Here is a 25537-nt window from a genome sequence, read left to right as displayed (position 1 = left end):
CAATATTTTTAATGGTGTAACCATTGAGAAATCTAAAAAGAATTACCAAGCAACAGGGAAACGTTGTCCTCTTTCCCTTTTGAATTTTTGGTTAGGATCATCTTGATCAGTATTACTGAAGTGGGCAAAACGCTTTTTAATCTTAGGATTATTAATCGCTTCCTTCCATTCACAACTATAATTAGCAATTAATACTTCCATATCATCCTCTAATTGTTGTCCAATACCTAAAGAGTCCTCAATAATTACTTGTTTTAAGTAATCAATACCTCCTTCAATTTTTTCTTGCCAAGGGGCAGTTCTTTGCAATGGTTCAGCAGTTTTGATATAGAACATTAAGTATCTATCTAAATAGCTGATCACTTCTTCTTTAGAAATATCTCCTGCTAATAGAACAGCATGTTTTGGATTGGCACCGCCATTTCCTCCTACATATAAGTTCCATCCTTTTTCAGTAGCAATAACACCGAAGTCTTTACCTCTTGCTTCAGCACATTCACGAATACAACCCGATACACCACCTTTTAATTTGTGTGGAGATCTAAGACCTTTATATCTATTTTCAATTTCAATAGCAAAGCCTACAGAATCGTGAAGACCAAATCTACACCATGTACTACCTACGCAACTTTTTACAGTTCTAAGAGATTTACCATAAGCATGGCCCGACTCAAAACCTGCATTAATTAAACGTTCCCATATCAATGGTAAGTCATTTAATGTAGCACCGAATAAATCAATTCTTTGACCACCAGTGATTTTAGTATATAAATCAAATTCTTTAGCTACTTCACCGATAACAATAAGTTTATCTGGAGTGATTTCACCACCTGGAATTCTAGGAACTACAGAGTAAGAACCACCTTTTTGGATATTGGCTAAGAATCTATCGTTTGTATCTTGTATAGTTGCCTCTTTTAGAATTAAGTCATTCCAAATTGATGCTAATAAAGAAGCAACAGCAGGTTTACAAGTTTCACAACCTGCACCTTTACCATATTTGGCTAAAAGTTCGTCGAAAGTTTTAATCTCATTTACTTTAATCAGATCAAATAATTCTTGACGAGTATATGTAAAGTGCTCACAAATTTCCTTACGGATAGTAGCACCCATTTTTTTCAAAGTATCTTCTAAGATGTTATTCACCATTGGTAAACAACCACCACAGCCTGTACCAGCTTTAGTTGCTTTTTTAATACCGTTAATATCAGTAATACCATCCTCTTGTATAGAGCAACAAATGTCTCCTTTAGAAACGTTCTCACATGAACATACTTGAGCTGTGTCAGGAAGTGCATCAACGCCAATAGCTGCTCCTCCATCTCCGCTACCTTTAGCAATTAAGTCTACAGGGTGAGGAGGTAAAGCCATATCATTAATATACATCTGATGAAGCATATTATAATCATCAGCATCACCAATTAGAATACCGCCAAGTAGCTTTTTGCCATCTTCGCTAATGTTTAATCTTTTGTATACACCAGCTTGTTGATCAGCAATTGAAATAGGAGAATGAGGGACATTTTCACAGAATGGATCACCAAAACTAGCCACATCTACACCAATTAATTTTAATTTAGTAGACATGTCGAATCCTTCAAACTTATATTCTTTGTTGTCTTTTGCAATTTGTTCAGCAACAACTTCGGCCATATCATAACCTGGAGCTACTAAACCGTAAATCATGTTTTCATGAGAAGCACATTCACCTACAGCAAAAATAGTCGGGTCGTTTGTTTGCATTAAAGAGTTGACTACAAAACCACCTCTTTCAGCTAAAGTTAAACCAGCTTCTTTACCTAATTCATCTCTTGGGCGAATACCTGCTGAGATAATAAGCATTTCCACATCAAGTTTAGTTCCATCAGTGAAATCCATACCGGTCATTGTCTCATCACCAGCAATTTGAGAAGTAGCTTTTCCAAGTAAAATTTCCACCCCAAGGTCTTCCATTTTACTTTTTAATAATTCTCCTCCAACTTCATCCAATTGTCTTGGCATTAATCGAGGAGCAAATTCTACTACCGAAGTTTTTAAATTCATGTCTAAAGCAGCTTTTGCCGCTTCTAACCCTAATAGACCACCACCTAAAACAGCCGCAGATGATGCTTTCTTGCCATAAGCCATCATCATCTCAAGGTCTTCAATAGTTCTATAAACAAACACCCCTTTTTTATCAACTCCTTTAATTGGAGGGACAAAAGCTGAGCTACCTGTTGCTAATACTAAGTAATCATACGAGTACGTAGAATTATTATGTGTAGTAACATGTTTATTATCTCTATCTATTTGAGATACTTTTTCAGAAGTGACGAGTTGGATACCATTTTCTGAGTACCAATCTCTAGAGGCCATAGAAAGTTTGTCTGCATTAGCATCCTCAAAATATGCACTTAAGTGTACTCTATCGTAAGCAGGACGTGGTTCTTCGCCTATGACAGTGATAGAAGCGGCAGCCTTTTTCTCTACAAGTTTTTCGCATAACTTATAGCTTACCATACCGTTTCCTACTATTACTATTTTTGTCATAATTGATGTCTTTTAAGTGAAAGTTTAGTCAAAACTACGTAATAATACTTAAGATGCAAACTTATTTTTAAACAAATTGTGAAAAAGTACTTATTTTGATTGATTATATATAAGTAATTGGTGGGTTGTTTATAATTGAAACGACATTTTTACGTAAATGTATATAGAGTATATATAAGTAATTAAGAAAACTGATAGAGAGTGTTATTTTTATATCTACTTAAATATTTACGTAATATTTTGATAAGTAAGTATAAATACGTAGTTTTGATTATTGATATTAAACAAATACACTTATGACACCTACTTTTCACTTAATCGGAGCAGGCCCAGGAGATGCCGAATTACTAACATTAAAAGCAGTTAGAATCTTAAAAGAAAGTAAAGTAGTCTTATATGACGCTTTAGTTTCAGATGATGTGTTATCATTTATTCCTGATCATGTAGAGAAAATATATGTAGGAAAAAGGGCAGGGGCACATTATCTAAAACAAGAAGAAACAAATCAACTAATTGTTGATATGGCATTAAAGTACGGTTCTGTAACTAGATTAAAAGGAGGAGATTCTTTTGTTTTTGGAAGAGGACAAGAAGAAATTGAATTTGCAGAAAAGTTTGGTATTGATACATATGTAGTCCCAGGAATTTCGTCCTCTTTAGCAGGGCCAACTTTAGCAGGTATTCCTGTTACAAAAAGAGGAATAAACGAGAGTTTTTGGGTAGTAACTGCCACAACATGTTCAGGGGGTATGTCTAAAGACTTAACATGTGCTGCTTCATCAAGTGCCACTGTGGTAGTGTTAATGGGAGTGGGTAAGTTAGAATTGATATCTCAATTATTCAGTATGTACAGAAATGAAGACGAACCAATTGCATTAGTACAAGATATTTCATTACCAACCCAAAAAGTGGTGATTGGTACTCTGAGTGATATTGTGGAGAAAGCAAATCAATATGATGTGAGACCTCCAGCAATCATTGTCATTGGCGAGGTTGTGAAATTAGGTAAAGAAACAGAAATTGTTGAAATGGCATCTGCCCAAAACAATTAATAAAAATACATTTTAATTATATATATCTGATGGGTCATAATGAAAATTATGGCCTTTTTTATTTTCTTACCCTACATCAATTTAAATTGTTTGATATTAAACTACTTTTGTATTGAATCAAAAAATACAAAATTATGAATCTGAAAAAAGCTTATTTATTATTCTTTGCGACAACTTTATCAGTGATAGCCTTATTATATGGTATTGTACCTAATTGGTTTACTCATACTTTCCTTTCCTCAACGACTTACATCACAACAGATGCAGCACATATATTAAGGGCTGTAACAGGTTTGTATTTAACATTGGTCGGATGGGTTTACTATAGCGCAATAACTAATAAACATATGGATGCTACCATTTTTGTTACTGGATTATTTTGTGGAGGATTAGGTATTGGTCGTCTTCTAAGTATTATAGTTGATGGTGTTCCTTCACCTTTGTTAGTTTTATATGTAATCATGGAATTTGCTATAGTTCCGATTGTCTATCTTTTACTGAATAAAACCTCCAATTTATCGTTAAAGCATATCTAAGAAAATCCTTATTAAAGTAAAATTCTGTATTTAATATTTGTTTTAAACTAAAATCACCATTCTAAATGGTGATTTTTTATTTTTTTCAGAGAAAATAGATTGATTTCAAGAAAACTGTTAATGAATTTGAATTGAATATTTTAGCCTTATAATTTAGGATTGTATTTTATTTCAAATTGAAATTTAGCTCTATTGTAATTTACCCAAAATCAATTATTCTGCACCAATTGCAGTCTTAAAGTAAAACTATTTGTAACCTATAATTATTACTACTTATGAAAATCAATAAAATCTGGAAGTATTTCTTCTTGATCAGTTTAGCGTTTGCTTTTATATCATGTGACGAAGAAAGTGGAGGAGATGATGATATAAACCCTGAAGACTTTACTTATCTTTATTTCACAACTGGAGGTGACCTTACAGAAATTACTATTCAGCATGATTCATTACCAGATGGGGGAAAAACAATTCAATTGGATGAGCCAATAAATATCCAAGTGAAGTTCGATCCAGAGGCTAAAATGATGTACCTCTCAACAAAAGTAATGTATTATAGCGATTCTGAACCAAGCCCGGCACCAGATCCAAGAGATTCAGTAAGAAGAGCAATGGATGGAGAAGGGATGTTATATTTTGAAGAATCTTCTGTAGAGCTAGCTACTACTACCCAAGGAGACGATTTTTCATGGTCATTTACTGCTGACTCTACGGGAATGTCTAAATATACAGTTTATGATGCCTCTACATGTGAGTTAGATGAAGAAGGGGATGGTGCAATTGGTGAAATGATAGCAGCTGATGATTTCTTTATGTGGGACGAAGATGCAAAAAATTATTACATGTCTTTAAGAAAATTAGCGATGCTTATGGGAGATGATGACGATGGTCCCGATAGCCCTCCTGTAGATGGAATGAGATTCTTTATGGATAGTACAGGCGGAGATAATGAAACTTTACCAGAGTATATTGATATTAGGCTTTGGGCAAAAAGTGGAGATTTAACAGGCTGTGAAGAAAATAATTAATATAAAATACAAAAGCCTATCACAATTTAAGTGATAGGCTTTTTTTTGTTAAATTTTATTTAAATATTTGTTTGTACTATCTAATAAAATAATAGTGAAAGCTTTTTTAATAACCTCTCTTTTATATTTCATATGTACTTTCAATCTTTTTAGTCAGGAACATGAAAAAGAAGAAGGAAGACATTATATCTCAATAACATTCGCACAAACTTTTATTCCTCAAGGGTCGAATATGGATAACTTAAACCATAAAGGACATCTTGTTCCGGGTATTGGTTTTGATTATCTCTATAAAATAAAACCAAGATTTGAATTAGGTATAATGGCTGATTTTGAGTTAGGGAGGTATATTATCCCACATAAAGAAGATTTAGTTAGGGATCATGCTATTGTGTTAGTCGGGGTGGCTACATATACATTAATGCCTAATTGGAATGCTTTTGTAGGTGGAGGTATGGAATTTGAAAAACACCACAATCTCGGTGTATTTAGAATAGGTACAGAGTACAATTTTGGAATCGGTAATCAATGGTCCATTCCTGTAGGCATATTTTATGATTTAAAAGAAGGATATGACACTTGGTCGATGAGTATCGGTTTAGGAAAGGCTTTCTAATTTTTTTCTATTATCTATTAACAAAACTATGAAAAACATACTTAAAGTAATTTTATTATTACTTTCTACAACTTCACTTTTAGCTCAATCTTCTGATTCAACTAAAACTAAAAAAAAGTATCCATACATTTTTCCAATACTAGGGCAACAAGTACAGGATAGAGGAATTGATTTTCCTTTACCTGCAGGAATCAGTGTGAACTATGTATTCAATGAGATGTACCTTGATATTACTCAATTTGACATGAGTATTGCAGGTATTGATATGACAGAAATTCTTAATGAACAAACTTTAGGATTTAAGAAAACAAGAGCATTTACGAATGGTTTAAACCTTAGGGCAGATTTATTTGCTTTACCTTTCATGAATGTCTACGGATTATTTTCTAGATCTGCTGGTGGTACTGAAGTAAGTTTACAACCACAATTTGAAGGTGTTACTTTTCCTGAATTCAGTAGTAAAGTTGAATTTGATGCTGCAACTATAGGTGGTGGTGCAACATTTCATTATGCATACAAAAAATATTTTATTAGTGTTGATGCAAACTATACTTCTTCTAAATCAGCTTTATTAGAACAAAGTGTTGGTTTGGTTACTTCTTCTATGCGAATTGGTAGAAGATTTCAATTCAAGAACAAGACAAAATTAGCTTTCTATATTGGTACAATGTATAGAAACTTTACGAATAATGAAGGAAACACTGGTAGCGTAACCATTGGAGAGGCATTGCCTAATTTAGATAATGAGATTCAAGAGTGGTACGATGGTTTACCACCTCTAAAACAAGAAATTATTGATAGGGTACAAGATAAAATTGATGAAAAATTAGAAGATGTAGACTACGATAATATTACTGATTTACCTATCTCATATTTTATTAAAAAGGATTTGATCAAAAAATGGACTTTCCAATTTGGCTTTAACTATGACTTAAGTAAACATTGGTCTGTTAGAGGTGAGTATGGTGTATCTGATTATAGTAAGTTTATCTTGACGGGTGTGAATTATAGATTCGGTTTCTAAAAATTAATAAAACAATAAAAAAGGCTGATTCGATAAAGAATCAGCCTTTTTTATTGAAAATTAAATTTCACTTTTTATTTTTTTGTACTCTTCAGGAGTATTCGCATTGGTTAATTCCTCTTCAAATTCGGGAATAAGTAAATTGATATCACTATTGATTAAAGCTTTTCTTGGGCAAGAATACCCCCAACTTAAAAACTCTAAGAGTTTACCATAAGCTTTAGGTTCCCAAATACAAATTAATGGTTCTGGGAAATCTAATGTAGGGCTTTTAAAAGAAGTAGCATATTTAGAGGTATCTCTTTTGTTGACCAAAGTGTCTAGCGTTTTTTCAGATAATAAAGGAAGGTCACAGGCAATAACTACCCATGCCGCATTAGGATCTTCTTGGAATGCAGATAAAATACCACCCATAGGACCTAACCCTATAAACTTATCAGAAATTGTCTTTTCTCCTTTAAAATCATTATTATAATGAGCTGTTGAAAGGTAAACCTCATCACAATAATTATTTAATAGAGATTGTGCATATTTCCATTGTGGAACATCGTGATATTCTAAATTGGCTTTGTCTTCCCCCATTCTAGTTGATTTTCCACCTACCAATACTAGTCCTTTAAGTATAGGTTTTTGATAATATAGATCAATAAATTTTGAGATCTCTTCAATAGCAAAGTCCTTCTCCAAATTCCATTGAGGGAGATTTTCTAATTCAGGTAAAACATCAAGGACTTCTTTAGGAATTGACTTCTGCCCATTAGAAAATACTACACCAATAGGGTGCTTTACTTTTTGGATTTTTTTTATGAGAGGTTTTCTATCATCAATAAAAACCAATTGTTCAGAGGCTTCGTAATGGTTGCCGTTGACTAAAACAATATCTGTTTCATTAAAAAATCCTCTTTTTTCAAATGAGTTGTAGGAATTTTTGACATCAATACGATGAAATTTAATTTTATCTGTCATTTGTAAATGTACCCCTCCATGAAAAGAATTGTCTAGCTCTTCTTCATCACTTTTGTGGTCCATATCTAAAAATGCAGGGTTTCTATGAGATAGTAATGTTGAAATTCTACCTGCAAATGATTTAATTTCACCACATGTTGTTCCCATGATAGCAAGTTCATTTGTGGCGAAATTACCTATATTTTTTCTTGTAAGTTTAGCGTGTTTTTGATGTTTCATTATCTATTAAAGTCAGTTTTTCCTCCAGATTTGTGGAATAATTTAGTTTCTTTGATGACGATATCTTGGGATAATGCTTTGCACATATCATAGATAGTTAATGCAGCAACAGTTGCACCGGTTAAAGCTTCCATTTCTACACCTGTTTTTGAAGTTACCTTTGCTGTACTTTTAATGATAAGTTCAGTATCTGAAGTCCATTCTATTTCAATATTGCATTTATCTAAAGGTAAAGGGTGACATAAAGGTATTAATTCAGAGGTTTTTTTAGTTCCCATGATCCCTGCGATGATTGCAGTTTGAAAAATCGACCCTTTTTTCGTAAGATTATCTTGTGTTTGAATAGTCTGTGCAACTTCAAGTGGAAATTCCACGATGGATTGGGCAACAGCTACACGAGTAGTTATATTTTTTTCTCCTACATCCACCATAGAAGGGTTACCTTCTTTATCCAAGTGTGTTAGTGTAGTGTTTTTTTCTTCTTGATTATTCATGAATGTAAAAGTAAAAAATTCAGACTTCAATTCCTTAATAATAGAAATACAATGCAAAATCAGTTGATAGAACCTTCAGTTGTTGATAAAGTTTTAGGAGAAGTATCTTTAACTTTAAAAGTAGAAGAAGTAGAATTATTTGATTCCTTAGGTAGAACATTAGCAGAAGATATTCATGCTGATAGAGATTTCCCACCTTTCGATAGGGTGGCAATGGATGGAATAGGTATTCATTCTTCTCAATTAGGAAAAACTAAATTATTTAAGGTCGAAGGAATTCAGGCTGCAGGGAGTCCTCAATTATCATTAATGAATAATGAAAATTGTATTGAAGTGATGACAGGTGCCATATTACCTCAAAATATTGAAGTAGTTATTCCATATGAATGGACAGAAAAGGCAGAGGAGGGAATTAAGGTTCTTGATTTTAAAAATGCTCAAGTAATGAGTAATGTTCATCAAAAAGGAACTGATAAAAAGAAAAACGATCTTTTAGTAAAGAAAGGAAAGGAATTGTCGTCTGCGGAAATAGGGATTTTAGCCACTGTTGGTAAAACTAAAGTGAAGGTGATTCAGTTACCAAAAATTGCAGTGATTGCTACTGGAGATGAATTAGTAGGGGTTAACGAAGTACCAAAAGAATATCAGATCAGGATGTCTAATTGCTACTCCTTAAAAGCCTCTTTATCCGAAAATGGTTTTTCTTCAGAAATTTTCCATTTAACGGATGATAAGGAATCATTAATAGTGAAAATTAATCAGCTTAAAAAAGATTTTGACGTTTTAGTTTTTAGTGGAGGGGTTTCAAAAGGTAAGTTTGATTTTCTTCCAGAAGTATTTGAGTCTTTAGGAATTAAAAAGGAGTTTCATGGAGTGAAACAACGTCCTGGGAAGCCATTTTGGTTTGGTAAATCAGAGCAACAAGTTGTATTTGCTTTACCTGGCAACCCCGTTTCTACTTTCCTGTGTTCTAATAGGTACATGATTCCTTGGTTAAATAATCAATTAGGAAAAGAAAAATACCTTCCCACTACTGCTATTTTAGATAAAGAGTTTAAATTTGATAAACCTCTTACTTTCTTCTTACAAGTAGAAACTTATTATAAAGAAGATGGTCTGTTATATGCTCAACCTGTAAAAGGGGGAGGCTCGGGAGACTTAGCAAAACTTACAGCAGCAAATGCATTTCTAGAATTGCATCCCGAGGTAGATATACATGAAAAAGGACAACAATATACCGTATGGTTTTATAAAAAATAGATTATGAAATTAAGATTATTAGACAACAGTATCAGACTTCGATTAAATAAAGAAGATATCGATCAATTATATAATAATGGTGAGGTTTGGACAACTTCACAATTAGGAAAAACATCTTTTGTTTATGGTGTTAAATCTATTGAAAGAGGTGAAATTTCAGCTGAAATGGATGGTAATCGTTTACAGTTTCTGTTGAATGTTGATCAAATTAAAGAATGGGTAGATACATCAACAGTTGGATTTTCAGCTGTTCAAAAAAATGAGGATGGATCGTCTTTAAAATTACTTATTGAGAAAGATTTCAAATGTTTAACTGATAGGAATGAAGATGAGAGTAAAAACTTTGAAAATCCTAACTCAACTTGTTAGATTCTAGGAGATAGTTTCTTGATAAATAAAAAAGCCAAGTTATATATATTATAACTTGGCTTTTTTATTTTTTGACTACTAGATTTATTGGTTTTCGTAATCAATAGAATAATGCAGTCCTATATTTTCATGTCTTTCTTTGGCTCCACTGATCACTAAATAACAAATCGTGATCATATTTCTCAATTCACAAAGAGGCTGAGAAATGACTGTTTTTTTGTATAAATCTTCCGTTTCAGCATAGATTAATCCCGTTCTTTGAAAAGCTCTTTTTAGCCTTTCATTAGATCGAACAATACCAACATAATTAGACATGACTCTTTGTAGATCACTTCTTGATTGGTTAATCAAAACTAATTCTTCAGGAACTGTGGTGCCATCTTTATTCCATTCAGGAATGTTATCCATCCACTCAGTAGAGGCAATATTTCGAACAGCAGTTTCAAAAGCTTCATGGGCATAGACAGCAGCTTCTAAAAGAGAATTGGATGCTAATCTATTGGCTCCATGTAATCCTGTGCAAGTAGCTTCTCCACATGCTAATAGGTTTTTGATAGACGTTTCTGCTTTCGTATTGACAACAATGCCACCACATAAATAATGCGATGCTGGAGCAACAGGAATATAATCTTTTGTAATATCTATACCGATATTTTTACAATGACTATAGATAGAAGGGAAGTGATCCTTGAGTTCACTTTCATCAATAACTGATGCGTCTAACCAAACGTGTTCCTTACCTTCTTTCTTCATTTCGGAATCAATAGCTCTAGCTACAATATCTCTAGGAGCTAAAGATCCTCTTTCATCATATTTTTTGACAAAGTCCTCACCTTTACTATTCCTTAGAATAGCACCAGCTCCTCTCATTGCCTCAGTAATTAAGAAAGCATTTCCTTCATGGCCTCTTTGGTATAAAGCAGTAGGATGGAATTGAACAAATTCCATTTGACGAACATGACCTTTAGCGCGATAAGTCATCGCAATGCCATCTCCGGTAGCAACACTTGGATTGGTGGTTGTTTTATAAACTTGTCCAATACCTCCTGTGGCTAATAAAGTAACTTTTGATAGGATATTTTCAACTTCTCCAGAGGTTTTATTTAATGCATACACCCCATAGCATTGAGTGTCTTTTCTATACTTTGTTACATCTTCACCTAGATGATGTTGTGTAATAAGGTCTATTGCAAAATAATCTTGGAGAATTTCTACGTTATCGTATTTTTTTATAGCATCGAGTAGAGCTCGTTGTATTTCTTGGCCTGTGACATCTTTAAAATGTAAAATTCTATGGTCACTATGTCCACCTTCTTTTGCTAATTTATAATCTCCGTCGTCGGATTTATCAAATTGAGCACCCCAATTAATAAGTTCTCTAATGCGTTCGGGACCATTTTCAACGACAAGTTTTACAACTTCTTCATTGTTGATGTGTGACCCAGCAATTAAAGTATCTTGAATGTGTTTTTCATAGGAATCTTTTGCGTCAATGACAGCCGCAATACCACCTTGAGCATACCTAGTGTTGCTTTCAAAAGGTTCATCCTTAGTAATGAGACATATTTTAGGATGATAATTTTTGTTTTTATAAAATTCGCAAAGTTTCAGGGCATAACTGAGTCCTGCAATGCCAGACCCAACTACTAGAAAATCTACTTTTGTCATTGATAGAAATTAAAAAAATAAATAATGCTGTTTTTACTTTGTATAAAAACAGCATTATAAAAATCAATCTATGATAATTCAAACATTCTTTCGATCGAGCCAATGGCTTTCACTCGAATGTCTTCTTCTACATTTACTTCAGGATATTCATATTGAAGACAGTTATAAACTTTTTCTAATGTATTCATTTTCATGAAATGACATTCAGAACAAGCACATGTATTGTCTTCTTTTGAAGGTGCAGGAATTAAATTTTTATGAGGAACTGCTTCTCTCATTTTATGTAAAATACCTGCTTCTGTAGCAACTATGTATGCATCTCCTTCGTCTTCTTGAACAAAGCGTAATAAAGCAGCCGTAGAACCAACAAAAGAGGCCACCTTTAAAAGAGGCATTTCTGATTCTGGATGAGCAATTATCTTTGCATGAGGATTTTCTTTATGAAGATCTACTATTTTTTCCAATGCGAAAGCCTCGTGAACAACACAAGCACCGTCCCAAAGTAACATATCTCTTCCGGTTTCTTTCATGATATATTTACCCAAATTACGATCTGGAGCAAATATGATCTTTTCATCTTCAGGAAGTGAATTGATAATCTTTAATGCATTGGTAGAAGTTACCGTAATATCTGTATATGCTTTTACCTCGGCAGATGAGTTGATATAGGTAACAACAGTATGATCGGGATGTTGTTTTACGAATTCTGAAAATTCTTTTGCAGGAGCAGCTTCCGCTAAAGAGCAACCTGCTTTAAAATCCGGGAGGATTACTTTTTTTTCAGGGTTAATGATTTTAGCTGTTTCAGCCATAAAATGAACTCCAGCAAATAAGATAATATCTGCATCAGTATCTGCGGCTTTTTGAGCTAGTGCTAAACTATCTCCAACAAAATCTGCAAGATCTTGGATCTCAGCATCCTGATAATAATGGGCAAGAAATACTGCGTTTTTTTCTTCTTTTAAACGAGTGATTTCTTTCTTGAGGTCAGTAGGATTATTTTCTGTTACATCAATATATCCTAGCTGATCTGCTCTATTTTTAAGCTCTTGTGTAAGCATTTTTCAAATTTGTTCGATTACCTAAGTAACGCAAAGTTACACAAAAACTGTCAATGTATAAGTCTAAATTGAAATGTAAATTTCAAGTATTTCTAAATTTTCGGGCATTTTTTACAGTGTTTACCCTTTCTTTTATACTTTTTGCAGCAGTTCTTTTTCTTGCAAGTAACTTCTTCTCCTAAAAGATCTTCAGACAAAGAAAGCATATCTAGAAGTCTAGTACTTGTTGTACTTAAAAATAGCGGATCTTGTTGATTCATGTCTTCTGTTTATTTAGACTTATTCTTATTAGTGTTTCAAATATATAAATTTAATTGGATTAATTCTAAATAGCGTAATAAAATATATAAAAAAGGACCTATCAATTTATTATTTGATAGGTCCTTATGCTTGCTATGAGGTAAATGAAACTATTGAGTAGCACTTACTTCACAATATTTATTTTTTAGATCGATTATTTCATTCCCGTATCTCTGAATAAAACCTTTATTAATAGATTCTTCAATTGCTTTACACGCTGAATCAAAATCTTTCATTTCAATATAGATTAGTGCTAGGTTTCTATAAGCATATGAATTAGAGTCATCGACATATAAGGAGACAGAAACATCATCAAATGCTCCTTTTATATCCCCTAATTTTAATTTACTGTATGATCTGTTATTAAATGAAAGACCTAGATATTGATCACTTTCTATTACTTTATCAAACATTTCAATTGCCATTTCATGTTCGCCTATCAATTGATATTTAAAACCTAAATTTAGATATCCAGGCATGAAATCAGGTTCAAGTTTAATGATCTTATTAAAATATATAAAAGCTTCTTCAGGTCTTCCAAGCTCATCAGAAATGGCACCTAAATTATTTAAGACACCAGTGTCTGTACTATCAATTTTTATAGCTTTTTGTAAATCATCATAAGCTTTTTGAAATTTTTGTTGTGCAGAGTATGCAGATGCTCTATTGACGTAAAGGTTTAGAAAAGCTGTATCCGGTGCATATAATAAAGCTATAGATAGATCTTGAACGGCTTTATTATGTTGGCCATTATCTTGATAATAATTACTTCTTAAATCGTACAGATCATAGTCCTTAGGATAGAATAAAATTAATTCAGAAATTTCATTGATGGCTTTATCTAATTGTTTTGAATGTTTGTATAAATAAGATTTATTAAAACCAAATTCAATTTTTTCTTCTTTAGTTGTGTGTTCGTATTGACTTAGAGAGTCAATAAGATATTCTGCCTTCTCTTTTGAAATTCCATAATACTCTTTATATCCAACTTGGCTAAAAGAAAAAATGGGTAATAATAGAAGAGATGATAGTAAATAGTAAGCTTTCATAATTGTTGGTGTTTGTTAATTATAGACATAAAAAAAACCTTACTAATTGAATAGTAAGGTTTAAATATATGATTTTTTTAGGAATTATTCTCCTCCTTCTTGTTTCATATGTACCACTCTTTGAGGGAATGGGATTTCAATGCCATTATTATCAAGAGCTATTTTACCAGCTTCTAATGTTTCAAATAAGAAAGCCCAATAATCATCTACTTGTAGATGTACTCTTAATTGTAAATCAACAGAACTATCACCTAGGTTTGTTACCCAAACTACAGGGGCTTCTGGCTGTGATAAAACTCTTTTATCGTCTTTAATGACGTCTAATAGTACTTGTCTAGCTTTTTTTATGTCAGAATCATAAGAAATACCAATAGGTACATCACATCTTGCATACCCTTCTCTAGTGTAGTTTTTGATTACACCACCTGCTAAAGCACCATTTGGAATAAAAACATGTCTTCTATGCGGTGTTACAATTGAGGTTGCAAATAATCCAATATCTTCAACTACTCCTAAATGACCTTGTGCTTCTATTAGTTCTTCTTTTCTAATTGGTTTTAATGTTAGTAATAATGCACCACCAGCAATGTTTGCTAATGACCCCTGTAATGCTAAACCAATGGCAAGACCTGCAGAACCCAACATTGCAATGAAAGATGTTGTTTCAATACCTGCAATACCAATAGCAACAATAAGAATAATTACTTTTAAACCAATTTTGATTAATGAAGTTACAAAATCAATTAATGCGTGATTATCTGAAGATTTCTTTTTAATTTGATTAGCTACAATATAAGAAATCTTATTAGCGATAATAAAGCCAATGATTAAAAATAACAAAGCCATTCCGGCCTTAAGTCCAAAGTCTGTGATAAAGCTTAAAAGCTTATCTTGAAAATCAGAAGAATTTAAATCCATCAATATTAATTTTTAAGATGTGTTTAGATTGAGTTAATATTTTATAAAAATAGAAAGTTTTTTTAGTTTTTTGTAAGATCAAGAGCAATTTTACAGAATTAAATAAAAAAGATTTTTGAAAATTACGTATGTCAGATTTTAAATCACTTATAAAAGGGGAGCTTCAAGAGGCACAAAATGTGTTAGAAAAGTTTCTTTCTGAAGAAAATAATATTACTTCTATTGAAGCTGCTGCAGATATATTAGTAGATTCTTTTCAAAAAGAAGGTAAGGTAATTTCATGTGGTAACGGAGGATCTCATTGTGATGCTATGCACTTTGCAGAAGAATTGACAGGTAGGTATAGAGAAGATAGGCCAGCTATAGGGGCTATTGCTATTTCAGATGCAAGTCATTTATCATGTGTAAGTAATGATTATGGATTTGAATATGTGTTTTCAAGATACTTAGAAGGGGTAGGGAGATCAGGTGATGTGCTATTTGCGTTAAGTACTAGCGGAAACTCTCAGAATATTGTTCATGCGATAGAAGTCGCGAAAAAGAAAAATATTAAGGTAATTGCTCTTACAGGAAAAGATGGTGGAAAGATGGCTGGTTTAGCAGATGTAGAAATCAGAGTTCCTCATTTTGGTTTTGCAGATCGAATACAAGAAATACATATTAAAGTTATACATATTATCATTCAGTTGATAGAAAAGAAAATGGGCTACTAATAGCCCTTTTTTTATTCCTTAATTCCTTCCAATGGTAATTGTATAGTGAATGTAGCTCCTCCGTCTTTATTATTAAAGGCGTCTATACTTCCTTTATGCTGTACCACAATATCTTTACTAATAATAAGACCAAGTCCTAAACCTTCTTTTTTTGTAGTATAAAAAGCTTCAAATAAATGATCAAGGTCTTTAATTCCTCCTCCATTATCAGAGATACTTATACCAATTCGATCTACTTTAAGTTTCTTTGTAGAGATCTTAATGGCTTTGTTTTCTAATGTATCATTCTCTTTTAATACTTGGAATGCATTATCAATTACATTAATAAAAACTTGAGATATTTTCCCGCCAAGACAGATGATTTCAGGAAGAGTTTCTTCTAATTCTATTTGAAGATCAATTCCATCATATTTATATTTCTTCGTCAATAAATTTAATGTCGTACTAATACTATCATTGATATTGAAAGGTTGTGGTACGCCATGGTTTGATTTTACAGCATTTTTAAGGTCTTGGGAGATCTCTCTAATTCTTTTCACTCCATCATCAATACCTTGTAAAAGAAGAATTGATTCTTCGATATCTTCTTGAAGTTCTTCTTTATTATCAATAGCAATATCTTTTACCATGTCATCCACTTCTTTAAGATTATCACTTATAGGAATAATGTTATTAGTGATGAAATTTAAAGGGTTATTGATTTCATGGGCAACTACAGCCATCATTTGACCAACAATAGCTAATTTTTCAGAACGTGCTAGCTGTTCATGAATTTTTTTAGTTTGTACTAAGTTTTCTTTTAGCTCATTATTTTTTTCAGTCATTTTTTCATTAAGCTCCAAAACTTGCACAACTTTTTCGCCGATAATGAATTTCTGATCCTGTATTTCCTTGGTCTTTATTTTTAGAGTTTGACTAAACTCTTTAAAACGTTTCTTTTGTTGATTGACTAGATATATGATTACCCCCATAAGTAAAACACAAATAAGGATAGAAATTAGAGCATATTCTCTGTAGACAATTTTCTCTTTAGATATTGAGTTTTGTTGATTGAGCTCATTGATTTCTTCTTGTTTTTGAGCGAGCACCATATTATTTTCAATAATCTGAGCCTTTCTCATTTTCTCTTCATCTTGATATAATCGAGTGTAATAGATGTATTTTCTTAAAGCAATCGCTTCATTTAAAACATCCTCTCTTTTGTTATAAGCTTCGATTAATACATCAGATAATAATAAGGCTTCTTGAATAGCTGGCAGTTTTTCAGCAATTTCTAAACCTTTGTTTGCAGCTTCAATACTTTTAGAAATACTATTTTGAACTAAATAGACTCTAGCAATTTTCTCAAGAATTTTGGCTTGTTTTAATAATTGTTCAAGCTTTAAAAATCCTTTATAAGCTATACCATAATGTTGTAAGACAATACCTAAACTATCCTTACTACTTTCGAAATATGTTTCTCCAATAGATGCTTCCGTTGTATAAATCAGTGATTCATAATCTGTTTCTATGGCAATAGTTTTTGCTTTTTCAAATTGAGCTCGTGCTTCATAAGGGCTTCCAGCTTGTAAATAAGCTTCTCCTATACTTTGATGGGCAGAGGCAATAAGTTGTTTGTGTTTTGATTTTAGCCTATAATCTAAGGTCGTTTGATAATGCTCTAAAGCCAATTCATATTTACCTCTCGCTAATTGAATGTTTCCTAAGACCTGATAGGTGTATCCAATTAAAATATAGTCTTCTGTTTTTTTAGCTATGATTTGTGCCTCATTTATATTTTTTAGTGCTTCATAATTGTCGCCCTCATAAAAAAATAAATTTCCAATATTCACATATGCATAGCTCTTTTGGATTTGATTATTAGATACATCAGCTTGTAACATTGCTTCTTTAAAGTTCTCAAAAGCCTCTGTATAAAGACCTTTATTCCTTTTTGCAATTCCCACAAGATTTAAGACAGTTGCTCTTTCTTTAAAATCAGGTTTATTTTTTGTGAGTTCTAAAATTTTATCACCAAAAATAATAGTTGAATCCGGAGATAAATCTCTAGAGTTCCACATGATTTTAAAGTACGCATCAATCAATTCATCGCCTGTCAAATGGTTTAGTTCTTTTTTTAAACTATCTATTTTGGCCTTTTGAGAAAATGATATCGTACTAAAGCATAAAGTTATTATATACAAGAATAATAGTTTTCTTCTCATTGTTAGCTGATCCAATATGCTAGGATACTAGGTGTATTTGAATAGTGTAATTTGTGTGATTTAGAGGGTAATATCTACCAACTAAATTTTTTCATAGTTGAAATATAATAACTTTTAGGTTACTTAAGGAATTTTAAACGTTAATCGAATTAAAGTTAAAAATATATTTTATGCTACCTAATGTATAAAATATCATCTCATCTTTTTTTAAGTCGCTGATTGTCTGATTGTAAGGTATTAATTCTCTTGTTTTTAACTTTTCTTTCCAAATAAAATTAACTGAATGGTTATTCATTGACTTTTTGAAGCCTAGATTAGAAAAACTTTCTCCATTAGACCAATCACTTTCTGTGTAAGTCATTATGTCATCAGGTGAGTAGTCAGATACAAATTGTTTCAATATCTTTCCAAGTCCTCCCATAATTGTATATCCATTTTTATTACAGTAACGAATCAGCTCATAAGATTCATGACCTATATTTGTTTTGGTCATTTTACGTTTTCCACTAAATGAAGCTACACCTACTAATTCATCTTTTAAAAATAAACCATACTTAATTCTAGCATTTGTAATTCTTCCAGTATGATTCTTTTCTAAAAATTGATCTAAATCGGGTTTATTAATCTTTTTTACGGAAACTTTTCTACCATAAATTACTTTGGATAATCCAAAAGAAGCAGATATTCTGGATAAACAAGCTTCCGTTTTAAGCACAAAAGTATCATTCCATAAATGGATCACTTTATAAGTGCTAAAGTAATTGTTGATATTTTGAAGAGGGGATGCTGAAGAATGCCATTCAGCATTTTCAATCTGAGGTGAAATCAAGTGAATGATTAAATTTGATTCATCACATTTGATAAAAGGATAAGGGGAGATTTCCTTCATAATTATCGTTTGATAACTAATATGATGATCATCAAGGTATTTGAAAAGTGATTTATATTCTGTTGTAGGCGACATTTTTTAATTTATAGACCCAAATTGTTAATGATTGAGAAATTTACAATGATTTGGGTGTTTTTATACCTATTTGACTAGGTAAATATCAATTTTTTTTAAAAATATTTGTATTCAAAAGTGCATACTCTATATTTGCCTATTAAATATATAGGGTAATAGAATTAATAAAAATTACCTTGACAAATTAATGATATGAGCGAAGCTACAAATATTCATCCCATATTTAATTCTCTATTAAGTAGAGAGAAGAAAGAAGGTCAACTAAAACAAAATGGTGTTGTTTTATGGATGACAGGTTTATCAGGTTCAGGAAAAAGTACCTTAGCAAAGGCATTAGAATTTGCTTTACACGATTTAGGTTACTTTACCATGTTGTTAGATGGAGATAATCTAAGGACTGGTGTAAACAGCAACCTTGGTTTTTCTGAAGAGGATAGAATGGAGAATATTAGACGTTCAGCAGAAGTGTCTAAGTTATTTGCTTCTGCAGGAATTATTACCATATGTTCTTTAATTAGCCCAACAGAGGAAATTAGAGCTGTAGCCAAAGAAATTATTGGTGAAGAAGATTTTAAACAAGTACATATTGATTGTCCTTTTGAAGTGTGTGCGGAACGTGATGTAAAAGGATTATATAAAAAAGCATTGGCAGGGGAAATCAAAAACTTTACAGGTTTAGATTCTCCATTTGATATCCCTAAAAATCCATTTGTGAGTATTCCTACTCATAAACAATCTTTAGAAGATAGCTTAAAACAGCTTATTGAAGCCGTAGTGCCAATTATTAAATTAGACGAAAACAAATAGGTATGCAAACTCATACACTAACTCACTTAAAACAGCTGGAATCTGAAGCTATCTATATCTTCAGAGAAGTAGCAGAACAGTTCGAGCGCCCAGCAATGCTATTTTCTGGTGGAAAAGATTCTATCGTTATGTTACACCTTGCCATAAAAGCATTCTGGCCAGGTAAAGTACCTTTTCCTTTAATTCACATTGATACAGGACATAACTTTCCTGAGGCAATTGATTATCGTGATTGGATGGTTAAAGAATATGATCTAGACTTAATTGTTGGTTCTGTTCAAGGTTCAATCGATAAAGGTACTGCAGTTGAAGAAAGAGGAGTGAATCCAAGTAGAAATGGATTACAAGCAATTACTCTTTTAGAAACATTAGAAGAATATAAGGTTGATGCTGCCTTTGGTGGTGGTCGTCGTGATGAAGAAAAAGCTAGAGCGAAAGAGCGTTTCTTTTCACATCGTGATGAATTTGGCCAATGGAATCCAAAAAATCAACGTCCTGAATTATGGACACTTTATAATGGTCATTACAATGAAGATGAGCACTTCCGTATCTTCCCAATTTCTAATTGGACAGAAATGGATGTGTGGCAATATATAGCTCAAGAAAAAATTGCTTTACCTTCTATTTATTTTGCTCACAAGCGTAAAATAGTAGAGAGAAATGGAATTTTATTGGCTGAATCTCCTTGGAATACTTTACTAAAAAATGAGGAATATGAAGAGCGTTTAATTCGTTACAGAACGCTTGGTGATATGACTTGTACAGGTGCAGTTATGTCTGATGCTGATAATTTATCAGGTATCATTCAAGAAGTAGCGTCTTCTAGAGTAACAGAAAGAGGTAACCGTTCTGATGATAAGAGATCGGAAGCCGCAATGGAAGAACGTAAATTACAAGGTTATTTCTAACATTCAGACATTAAAACAATGAGCGAAGTATTAAATCATCCAAGTATCATCAGAGAGGAATCAGCTGCTGCTGTAGATCAATCTTATTTGAATATGGACCTTCTTCGTTTCACTACTGCTGGTAGTGTTGACGATGGGAAAAGTACATTGATTGGTCGTCTGATGTATGATACCAAAGCAATTTTTGAAGATCAGCTTGAAGCGATCGAGAAATCTAGTCAGTCAAGAGGTGACGAAAACGTTAACCTTGCATTATTAACTGATGGATTAAAAGCAGAAAGAGAGCAAGGCATCACAATTGATGTTGCTTATAGATATTTTGCAACACCAAAACGTAAGTTTATTATTGCAGATACTCCTGGCCATATTCAATACACAAGAAACATGGTTACGGGTGCATCTACAGCTAATCTAGCTATTATTTTAGTGGATGCTAGAAATGGTGTTGTTGAGCAAACTAAACGTCACACATTTATTGCTTCTTTATTGAAGATCAAACACATTGTTGTTGCAGTAAATAAAATGGATTTAGTGGATTACTCTGAGGAGCAGTTCAATAAAATCAAAACAGACTTCTTAGCATTCTCAGACAAGATTGGTATTGAGGATATCCGATTTATACCTATTTCTGCACTAAAAGGAGATAATGTTGTAGATGATTCTACACAGACACCTTGGTATACAGATGGATCTTTGTTAAGTAATTTGGAGAAAGTAGAGATTGATCAGGATCTAGATTTAGATAATGGTCGTTTCCCTGTTCAAAGAATTATAGAAAATAACGATTTCAAAGGTTTTGCAGGAAGAGTAGACGGTGGTATTTTAAAAGTAGGTGATGAAGTAGTTGCTTACCCATCGAAAGAGACTTCTGTGATTAAAACTATTGAAACAATGGATGGAAAAATCGAAGAGGCTTTTCCTCCAATGTCTGTTGTAGTTACTTTAAAAGATGATTTACAACTTAAGAGAGGTGATATGATCGCGAAAGCTGATAATAAACCTTCTGAAGTAGAAACATTGAAAGCAACTGTTTGTTGGATGAATCAAAAAGGATTATCTGTAGGAGGTAAATACTTATTGAAGCACACAACAACTGAAGTGAATGCCACAGTTACTGCTGTTATAGATAAATTGGATATTAATACAATGAATCATATCAGTACTGATACAGGTCTTCAAATGAATGAAATTGGTGTTGTTGAAATCCAATTATCATCAGCAATTGCTTTAGATAGTTATAAAACAAATCGAGCAACTGGTAGCTTAATCTTGATTGATTTAGATACAAATGAAACAGTTGCCGCAGGTATGGTGAAGTAGGTTTAGAAAACTTCAATAAAAAAACACAATGTTTTCATTAACATTGTGTTTTTTTATGCTATAATTTAAATGAAGTTATTTAATATTGATTTTCTCAAATTCGACCACACCACCAACACTTACTTTCACAAAGTGTTCGCCACTGCCTAATTTATAGAACTTATTTATTTTTCCGTAAGGTTCTTGAAACTCAAGATTACCATTGGCATCTAAAACAATGATACCAATAGTTTCATCTTTTTTGCCTTCAATAAAGAAACCATCTTTTTCTTTTTTAATGACAACATTTTTATCAGCCAACTGATTGGTATTCCCTTGAGACAATACAACACATAAATAATCAGTTTCCCATTTTATTACTTTATAATAAATCTCTGTATTATTTTTTGTGGCAATAGAATATTGATAAATGCCTTGATCATTAGCAGTAACACTCTCATGTTGCCAATGTATTTTGTCTTCTGAAGTTTGTATCTCATAAGGATAGTCTTCTTTAGAATGGTCTACCCAAGTAAGGGTAGTTGTTTCTTTTGAATGACTAATTTTTAGATTATTTTTTATTTCTTGAGCATTGATATGTCCAATGAATATAAATGATATGATTAGTGAGTATAAGTATTTAGATGAATACATGATCTTTTTGCTTTTATTACTTAATTAATAACGAAAAACTTAAAATATAAGTAGCCAAACTTAAATATTGTTAAGAGTATAAAGGAAACGATGAAAATAAATTAGATTGAATTGTTGATATTTTGATCAAGTATTGTTACTTTATTGCATATTGATCATTATTTGATGAATTAATAAGTGTTATTTTACCACATATGATTAGATTCATTTGTATGTGAATAACAAATCTATATTTTTGTGATCTAGGCAATATTTTTTGACTACCAATTTTTGAGGACAACGTGGAAAACGAACAAAATTCAGATAATAATAACGTCATACATATAGATGGTATGTACCAGAACTGGTTTCTTGATTACGCTTCTTATGTAATCTTGGAAAGAGCGGTGCCTAGTATTTTTGATGGCTTAAAACCTGTACAGAGAAGGATCCTTCATTCTATGAAAGAACTGGATGATGGACGATTTAATAAAGTAGCAAACATTATTGGTTCAACTATGCAGTATCACCCACATGGTGATGCAGCTATTGGAGATGCTATTGTTAACTTAGGGCAAAAAGAACTATTAATAGAAACACAAGGTAACTGGGGAGATATAAGAACAGGAGATAGTGCAGCTGCTCCTCGTTATATTGAAGCTAGATTATCCAAATTTGCATTGGAAGTTGTTTTTAATCCAAAGACAACAGAATGGCAATTATCTTATGATGGACGTAAAAAAGAGCCCGTCAATTTACCAGTAAAATTCCCTTTATTATTATCTCAAGGTGTTGAAGGTATTGCAGTTGGTTTGGCAACCAAGATCATGCCTCATAACGTTAAGGAATTAATCAAAGCATCAATAGATGTTTTAAAAGGAAAAAAAGTACACCTTTTACCTGATTTTCCAACAGGTGGTCTTGCCGATTGTTCTAATTACAATAGTGGTCTTAAAGGTGGCAAAATTAGGAATAGAGCTAAAATAGAGTCTCCAGATAACAAGACTTTATTGATTAAAGAGATTCCTTATACTTGTACTACCTCAAGTTTAATTGATTCTATTATTAAAGCCAATGATCAAGGAAAGATCAAAATCAAAAAAGTAATTGATAACACGGCTAAGGATGTAGAAATAGAAATCCAATTAGCAAGTGGTCAATCTCCTGATGTTACAATTGCGGCTTTATATGCTTTTACTGACTGTGAAGTATCTATCTCTCCAAATGCGTGTGTAATTATTGGAGATAAGCCCGTTTTCATTGGAGTAGAAGATATATTAAAAAGTGATACTGATTTTACAGTAAAACTTTTAGAAACGGAACTAAAAATTCGTGAAAGTGAACTTCAAGAGAAAATTTTATTTAGCTCATTGGAGAAAATCTTCATAGAAAATAGAATATATAGAGACATTGAAGAATGTGAAACTTGGGAAGCAGTTATCGAAACCATCGATAAAGGCTTGGAGCCATTTAAACCAAGTTTCTACCGTGAGATTACCGAAGATGATATCATTCGTTTGACTGAAATTAAAATCAAAAGAATCTCAAAATTCGATACATTTAAAGCAGATGAATTACTTCGTACTTTATTAGAAGAGTTAAAAGAAGTAAGACATCATTTGATTCATATTATTGAATACGCCATTGATTATTTCCAAAACTTATTGAAGAAATACGGAAAAGATCATGAGCGTCTTACAGAATTAACTACGTTTGATACAATCCAAGCTTCAAAGGTTGCGGCTAATAATGCAAAACTTTATGTCAATAAGAAAGAAGGCTTTGTAGGTTACAATCTCAAGAAAGAAGAAGGTGTCGAAGAAGTTATGGATTGCTCAGATATCGATGATATTATCGTCTTTAGAAATACAGGTGAATACCAAGTTACTAAAATTGGTGACAAGAAATTTGTAGGCAAGAATATCATCCATGTAGAGGTATATGTAAAAGGGGATGAGCGTAAAGTATTTAACGCAATCTATTTAGACGGAGCTACAGGTATCACTAGAGTAAAACGTTTCCAAGTACCTAGTTTTACTAGGGATAAAGAATATAACGTCACTAAAGGATCTCCAAAATCAAAAGTAACTTACTTCTCTAGTAATCCAAATGGAGAAGCAGAGGTAGTTGGGGTATCTCTTTCACCTAATTGTTCTGCTAAAGTAAAATCTTTTGAATATGATTTTGCTGATTTAGAAATTAAGGGTAGAGGTTCTCAAGGTAATATTTTGACCAAATATCCTGTTAGAAGAGTCACTTTAAAAAGGGAAGGTGTTTCAACACTACCAGCAATTGATCTATGGTACGATGAAGCAGTTGGATTACTGAATAAAGACGAGAATGGTAAATATTTAGGTAAATTTAAAGACGAGGATAGAATTATTATTTTCTATGAAGATGGAGAATATGAACTGACCAACTTTGAAATTACTAACCGATATGATGCTAAAAAGGTAGTACTAATTGAGAAGTTCTTACCGTACAAAGCAATTTCAGCGGTGCATTATGATACGAACAATAGACAGTATTATATCAAACGCTTCCATATCGAAACCTCAACAATGAACAAGAAATTCAAATTTATAAATGAATCGAATGCTTCGAGGTTATTAGTAGTTACTACACAAATGTCACCATTGGTAGAATTAACTTATACCAATGGTAGGAAACGTGAAAAGTATCAGGTAAATCTTAAAGAATTTGTAGAAGTGAAAGGCTGGAAAGCATTAGGTAATAAAATACCTCATGATAGAGTGACTGATGCCAAAATATTAAGTCAGGATGACCCAGTAGATACTACAGATATCAAGGTAAAAAAAGAAGATAATTCTGATGATGACGCTAATGATGGTCACGATTCATTAAGGTTATTCTAATTGAAATAATAATAGCAAAAGGGTAGTAGTCAATACTACCCTTTTTT

At 32.3% G+C, this 25537-nt stretch carries 22 protein-coding genes; 12 read left to right on the top strand and 10 right to left on the bottom strand.

The window, feature by feature from the left end; translation table 11 throughout:
- Positions 1-42 precede the first annotated feature (42 nt).
- On the bottom strand, positions 43-2529 hold the full coding sequence (gene nirB / locus NH26_RS06560; protein ID WP_044218774.1) for a nitrite reductase large subunit NirB: 2487 nt from the start codon (positions 2527-2529) through the stop codon (positions 43-45).
- Between the two features lie 296 nt (positions 2530-2825).
- Here nirB and cobA point away from each other — a divergent pair, with 296 nt between their 5' ends.
- The 5 genes from cobA (at position 2826) to NH26_RS06535 (ending at position 6782) form a co-directional block, all read left to right on the top strand.
- Positions 2826-3581: a uroporphyrinogen-III C-methyltransferase gene (gene cobA / locus NH26_RS06555; RefSeq protein ID WP_044218777.1), complete on the top strand. Its 756-nt coding sequence runs from the start codon at positions 2826-2828 to the stop codon at positions 3579-3581.
- Between the two features lie 134 nt (positions 3582-3715).
- Positions 3716-4117, top strand: coding sequence for a DUF4345 domain-containing protein (locus NH26_RS06550; protein WP_052431795.1), 402 nt, complete (start codon positions 3716-3718; stop codon positions 4115-4117).
- Positions 4118-4392: 275 nt separating this feature from the next.
- Positions 4393-5142, top strand: coding sequence for a hypothetical protein (locus NH26_RS06545; RefSeq protein ID WP_044218783.1), 750 nt, complete (start codon positions 4393-4395; stop codon positions 5140-5142).
- 94 nt (positions 5143-5236) lie between these two features.
- Positions 5237-5758, top strand: coding sequence for a hypothetical protein (locus NH26_RS06540; protein WP_052431796.1), 522 nt, complete (start codon positions 5237-5239; stop codon positions 5756-5758).
- A 28-nt stretch (positions 5759-5786) separates the two neighbouring features.
- A complete protein-coding gene (locus tag NH26_RS06535; RefSeq protein ID WP_044218785.1) occupies positions 5787-6782 on the top strand; it encodes a porin family protein in 996 nt (331 codons plus the stop codon).
- 60 nt (positions 6783-6842) lie between these two features.
- Here the strand turns inward: NH26_RS06535 and NH26_RS25010 are convergent, their stop codons facing one another.
- Together NH26_RS25010 and moaC are read right to left on the bottom strand one after the other, a co-directional pair.
- Positions 6843-7967, bottom strand: coding sequence for an NTP transferase domain-containing protein (locus NH26_RS25010; RefSeq protein ID WP_052431797.1), 1125 nt, complete (start codon positions 7965-7967; stop codon positions 6843-6845).
- Positions 7967-8461: a cyclic pyranopterin monophosphate synthase MoaC gene (moaC, locus tag NH26_RS06525; RefSeq protein ID WP_044218788.1), complete on the bottom strand. Its 495-nt coding sequence runs from the start codon at positions 8459-8461 to the stop codon at positions 7967-7969. The genes NH26_RS25010 and moaC overlap by 1 nt, the downstream gene beginning before the upstream one ends.
- A gap of 51 nt (positions 8462-8512) precedes the next feature.
- Between moaC and NH26_RS06520 the strand changes: the two genes are divergently transcribed.
- Together NH26_RS06520 and NH26_RS06515 are read left to right on the top strand one after the other, a co-directional pair.
- Positions 8513-9721, top strand: coding sequence for a molybdopterin molybdotransferase MoeA (locus NH26_RS06520; protein ID WP_084812263.1), 1209 nt, complete (start codon positions 8513-8515; stop codon positions 9719-9721).
- 3 nt (positions 9722-9724) lie between these two features.
- The gene (locus NH26_RS06515) at positions 9725-10090 is read left to right on the top strand and encodes a DUF7009 family protein (protein ID WP_044218791.1); all 366 of its coding nucleotides are present in this window, start codon (positions 9725-9727) and stop codon (positions 10088-10090) included.
- Between the two features lie 84 nt (positions 10091-10174).
- On the opposite strand, the gene nadB is transcribed toward NH26_RS06515, so the two are convergent.
- The 4 genes from nadB to NH26_RS06495 form a co-directional block, all read right to left on the bottom strand.
- The gene (gene nadB, locus NH26_RS06510; protein WP_044218794.1) at positions 10175-11758 is read right to left on the bottom strand and encodes an L-aspartate oxidase; all 1584 of its coding nucleotides are present in this window, start codon (positions 11756-11758) and stop codon (positions 10175-10177) included.
- Positions 11759-11826: 68 nt separating this feature from the next.
- Positions 11827-12819, bottom strand: a complete 993-nt coding sequence (gene nadA, locus NH26_RS06505; RefSeq protein ID WP_071397100.1) for a quinolinate synthase NadA — start codon at positions 12817-12819, stop codon at positions 11827-11829.
- Positions 12820-13229: 410 nt separating this feature from the next.
- The gene (locus NH26_RS06500) at positions 13230-14168 is read right to left on the bottom strand and encodes a tetratricopeptide repeat protein (RefSeq protein WP_044218797.1); all 939 of its coding nucleotides are present in this window, start codon (positions 14166-14168) and stop codon (positions 13230-13232) included.
- An 84-nt stretch (positions 14169-14252) separates the two neighbouring features.
- Positions 14253-15086, bottom strand: coding sequence for a mechanosensitive ion channel family protein (locus NH26_RS06495; protein ID WP_044218800.1), 834 nt, complete (start codon positions 15084-15086; stop codon positions 14253-14255).
- 128 nt (positions 15087-15214) lie between these two features.
- Here NH26_RS06495 and lpcA point away from each other — a divergent pair, with 128 nt between their 5' ends.
- Positions 15215-15799, top strand: coding sequence for a D-sedoheptulose 7-phosphate isomerase (gene lpcA, locus NH26_RS06490; RefSeq protein WP_044218803.1), 585 nt, complete (start codon positions 15215-15217; stop codon positions 15797-15799).
- Between the two features lie 11 nt (positions 15800-15810).
- Here the strand turns inward: lpcA and NH26_RS06485 are convergent, their stop codons facing one another.
- Complete coding sequence (locus NH26_RS06485) at positions 15811-18003, bottom strand: tetratricopeptide repeat-containing sensor histidine kinase (RefSeq protein WP_044218805.1); 2193 nt, start codon at positions 18001-18003, stop codon at positions 15811-15813.
- 133 nt (positions 18004-18136) lie between these two features.
- Positions 18137-18967, bottom strand: a complete 831-nt coding sequence (locus tag NH26_RS06480; RefSeq protein WP_052431798.1) for a hypothetical protein — start codon at positions 18965-18967, stop codon at positions 18137-18139.
- Positions 18968-19159: 192 nt separating this feature from the next.
- On the opposite strand from NH26_RS06480, the gene cysC reads away from it, so the two are divergent.
- Genes cysC through NH26_RS06465 form a run of 3 tightly spaced genes read left to right on the top strand, consistent with a single transcriptional unit; the run spans position 19160 to position 22002 of the window.
- Positions 19160-19774: an adenylyl-sulfate kinase gene (gene cysC / locus NH26_RS06475; protein WP_044218807.1), complete on the top strand. Its 615-nt coding sequence runs from the start codon at positions 19160-19162 to the stop codon at positions 19772-19774.
- A 2-nt stretch (positions 19775-19776) separates the two neighbouring features.
- On the top strand, positions 19777-20682 hold the full coding sequence (gene cysD / locus NH26_RS06470) for a sulfate adenylyltransferase subunit CysD (RefSeq protein WP_044218809.1): 906 nt from the start codon (positions 19777-19779) through the stop codon (positions 20680-20682).
- An 18-nt stretch (positions 20683-20700) separates the two neighbouring features.
- The gene (locus NH26_RS06465; RefSeq protein ID WP_242427304.1) at positions 20701-22002 is read left to right on the top strand and encodes a sulfate adenylyltransferase subunit 1; all 1302 of its coding nucleotides are present in this window, start codon (positions 20701-20703) and stop codon (positions 22000-22002) included.
- A gap of 75 nt (positions 22003-22077) precedes the next feature.
- Here the strand turns inward: NH26_RS06465 and NH26_RS06460 are convergent, their stop codons facing one another.
- Positions 22078-22635 (bottom strand): hypothetical protein, encoded by a 558-nt coding sequence (locus NH26_RS06460; RefSeq protein WP_044218810.1) that lies wholly within the window; start codon positions 22633-22635, stop codon positions 22078-22080.
- Between the two features lie 332 nt (positions 22636-22967).
- Between NH26_RS06460 and NH26_RS06455 the strand changes: the two genes are divergently transcribed.
- A complete protein-coding gene (locus tag NH26_RS06455; RefSeq protein WP_242427348.1) occupies positions 22968-25490 on the top strand; it encodes a DNA gyrase/topoisomerase IV subunit A in 2523 nt (840 codons plus the stop codon).
- The last annotated feature ends 47 nt before the right edge of the window (positions 25491-25537 follow it).

Source organism: Flammeovirga pacifica (assembly GCF_000807855.2).
Classification (GTDB): Bacteria; Bacteroidota; Bacteroidia; order Cytophagales; family Flammeovirgaceae; genus Flammeovirga; species Flammeovirga pacifica.
Note: the sequence above shows the minus strand (reverse complement) of the source record. Positions and strands in the feature narration are given on the sequence as shown.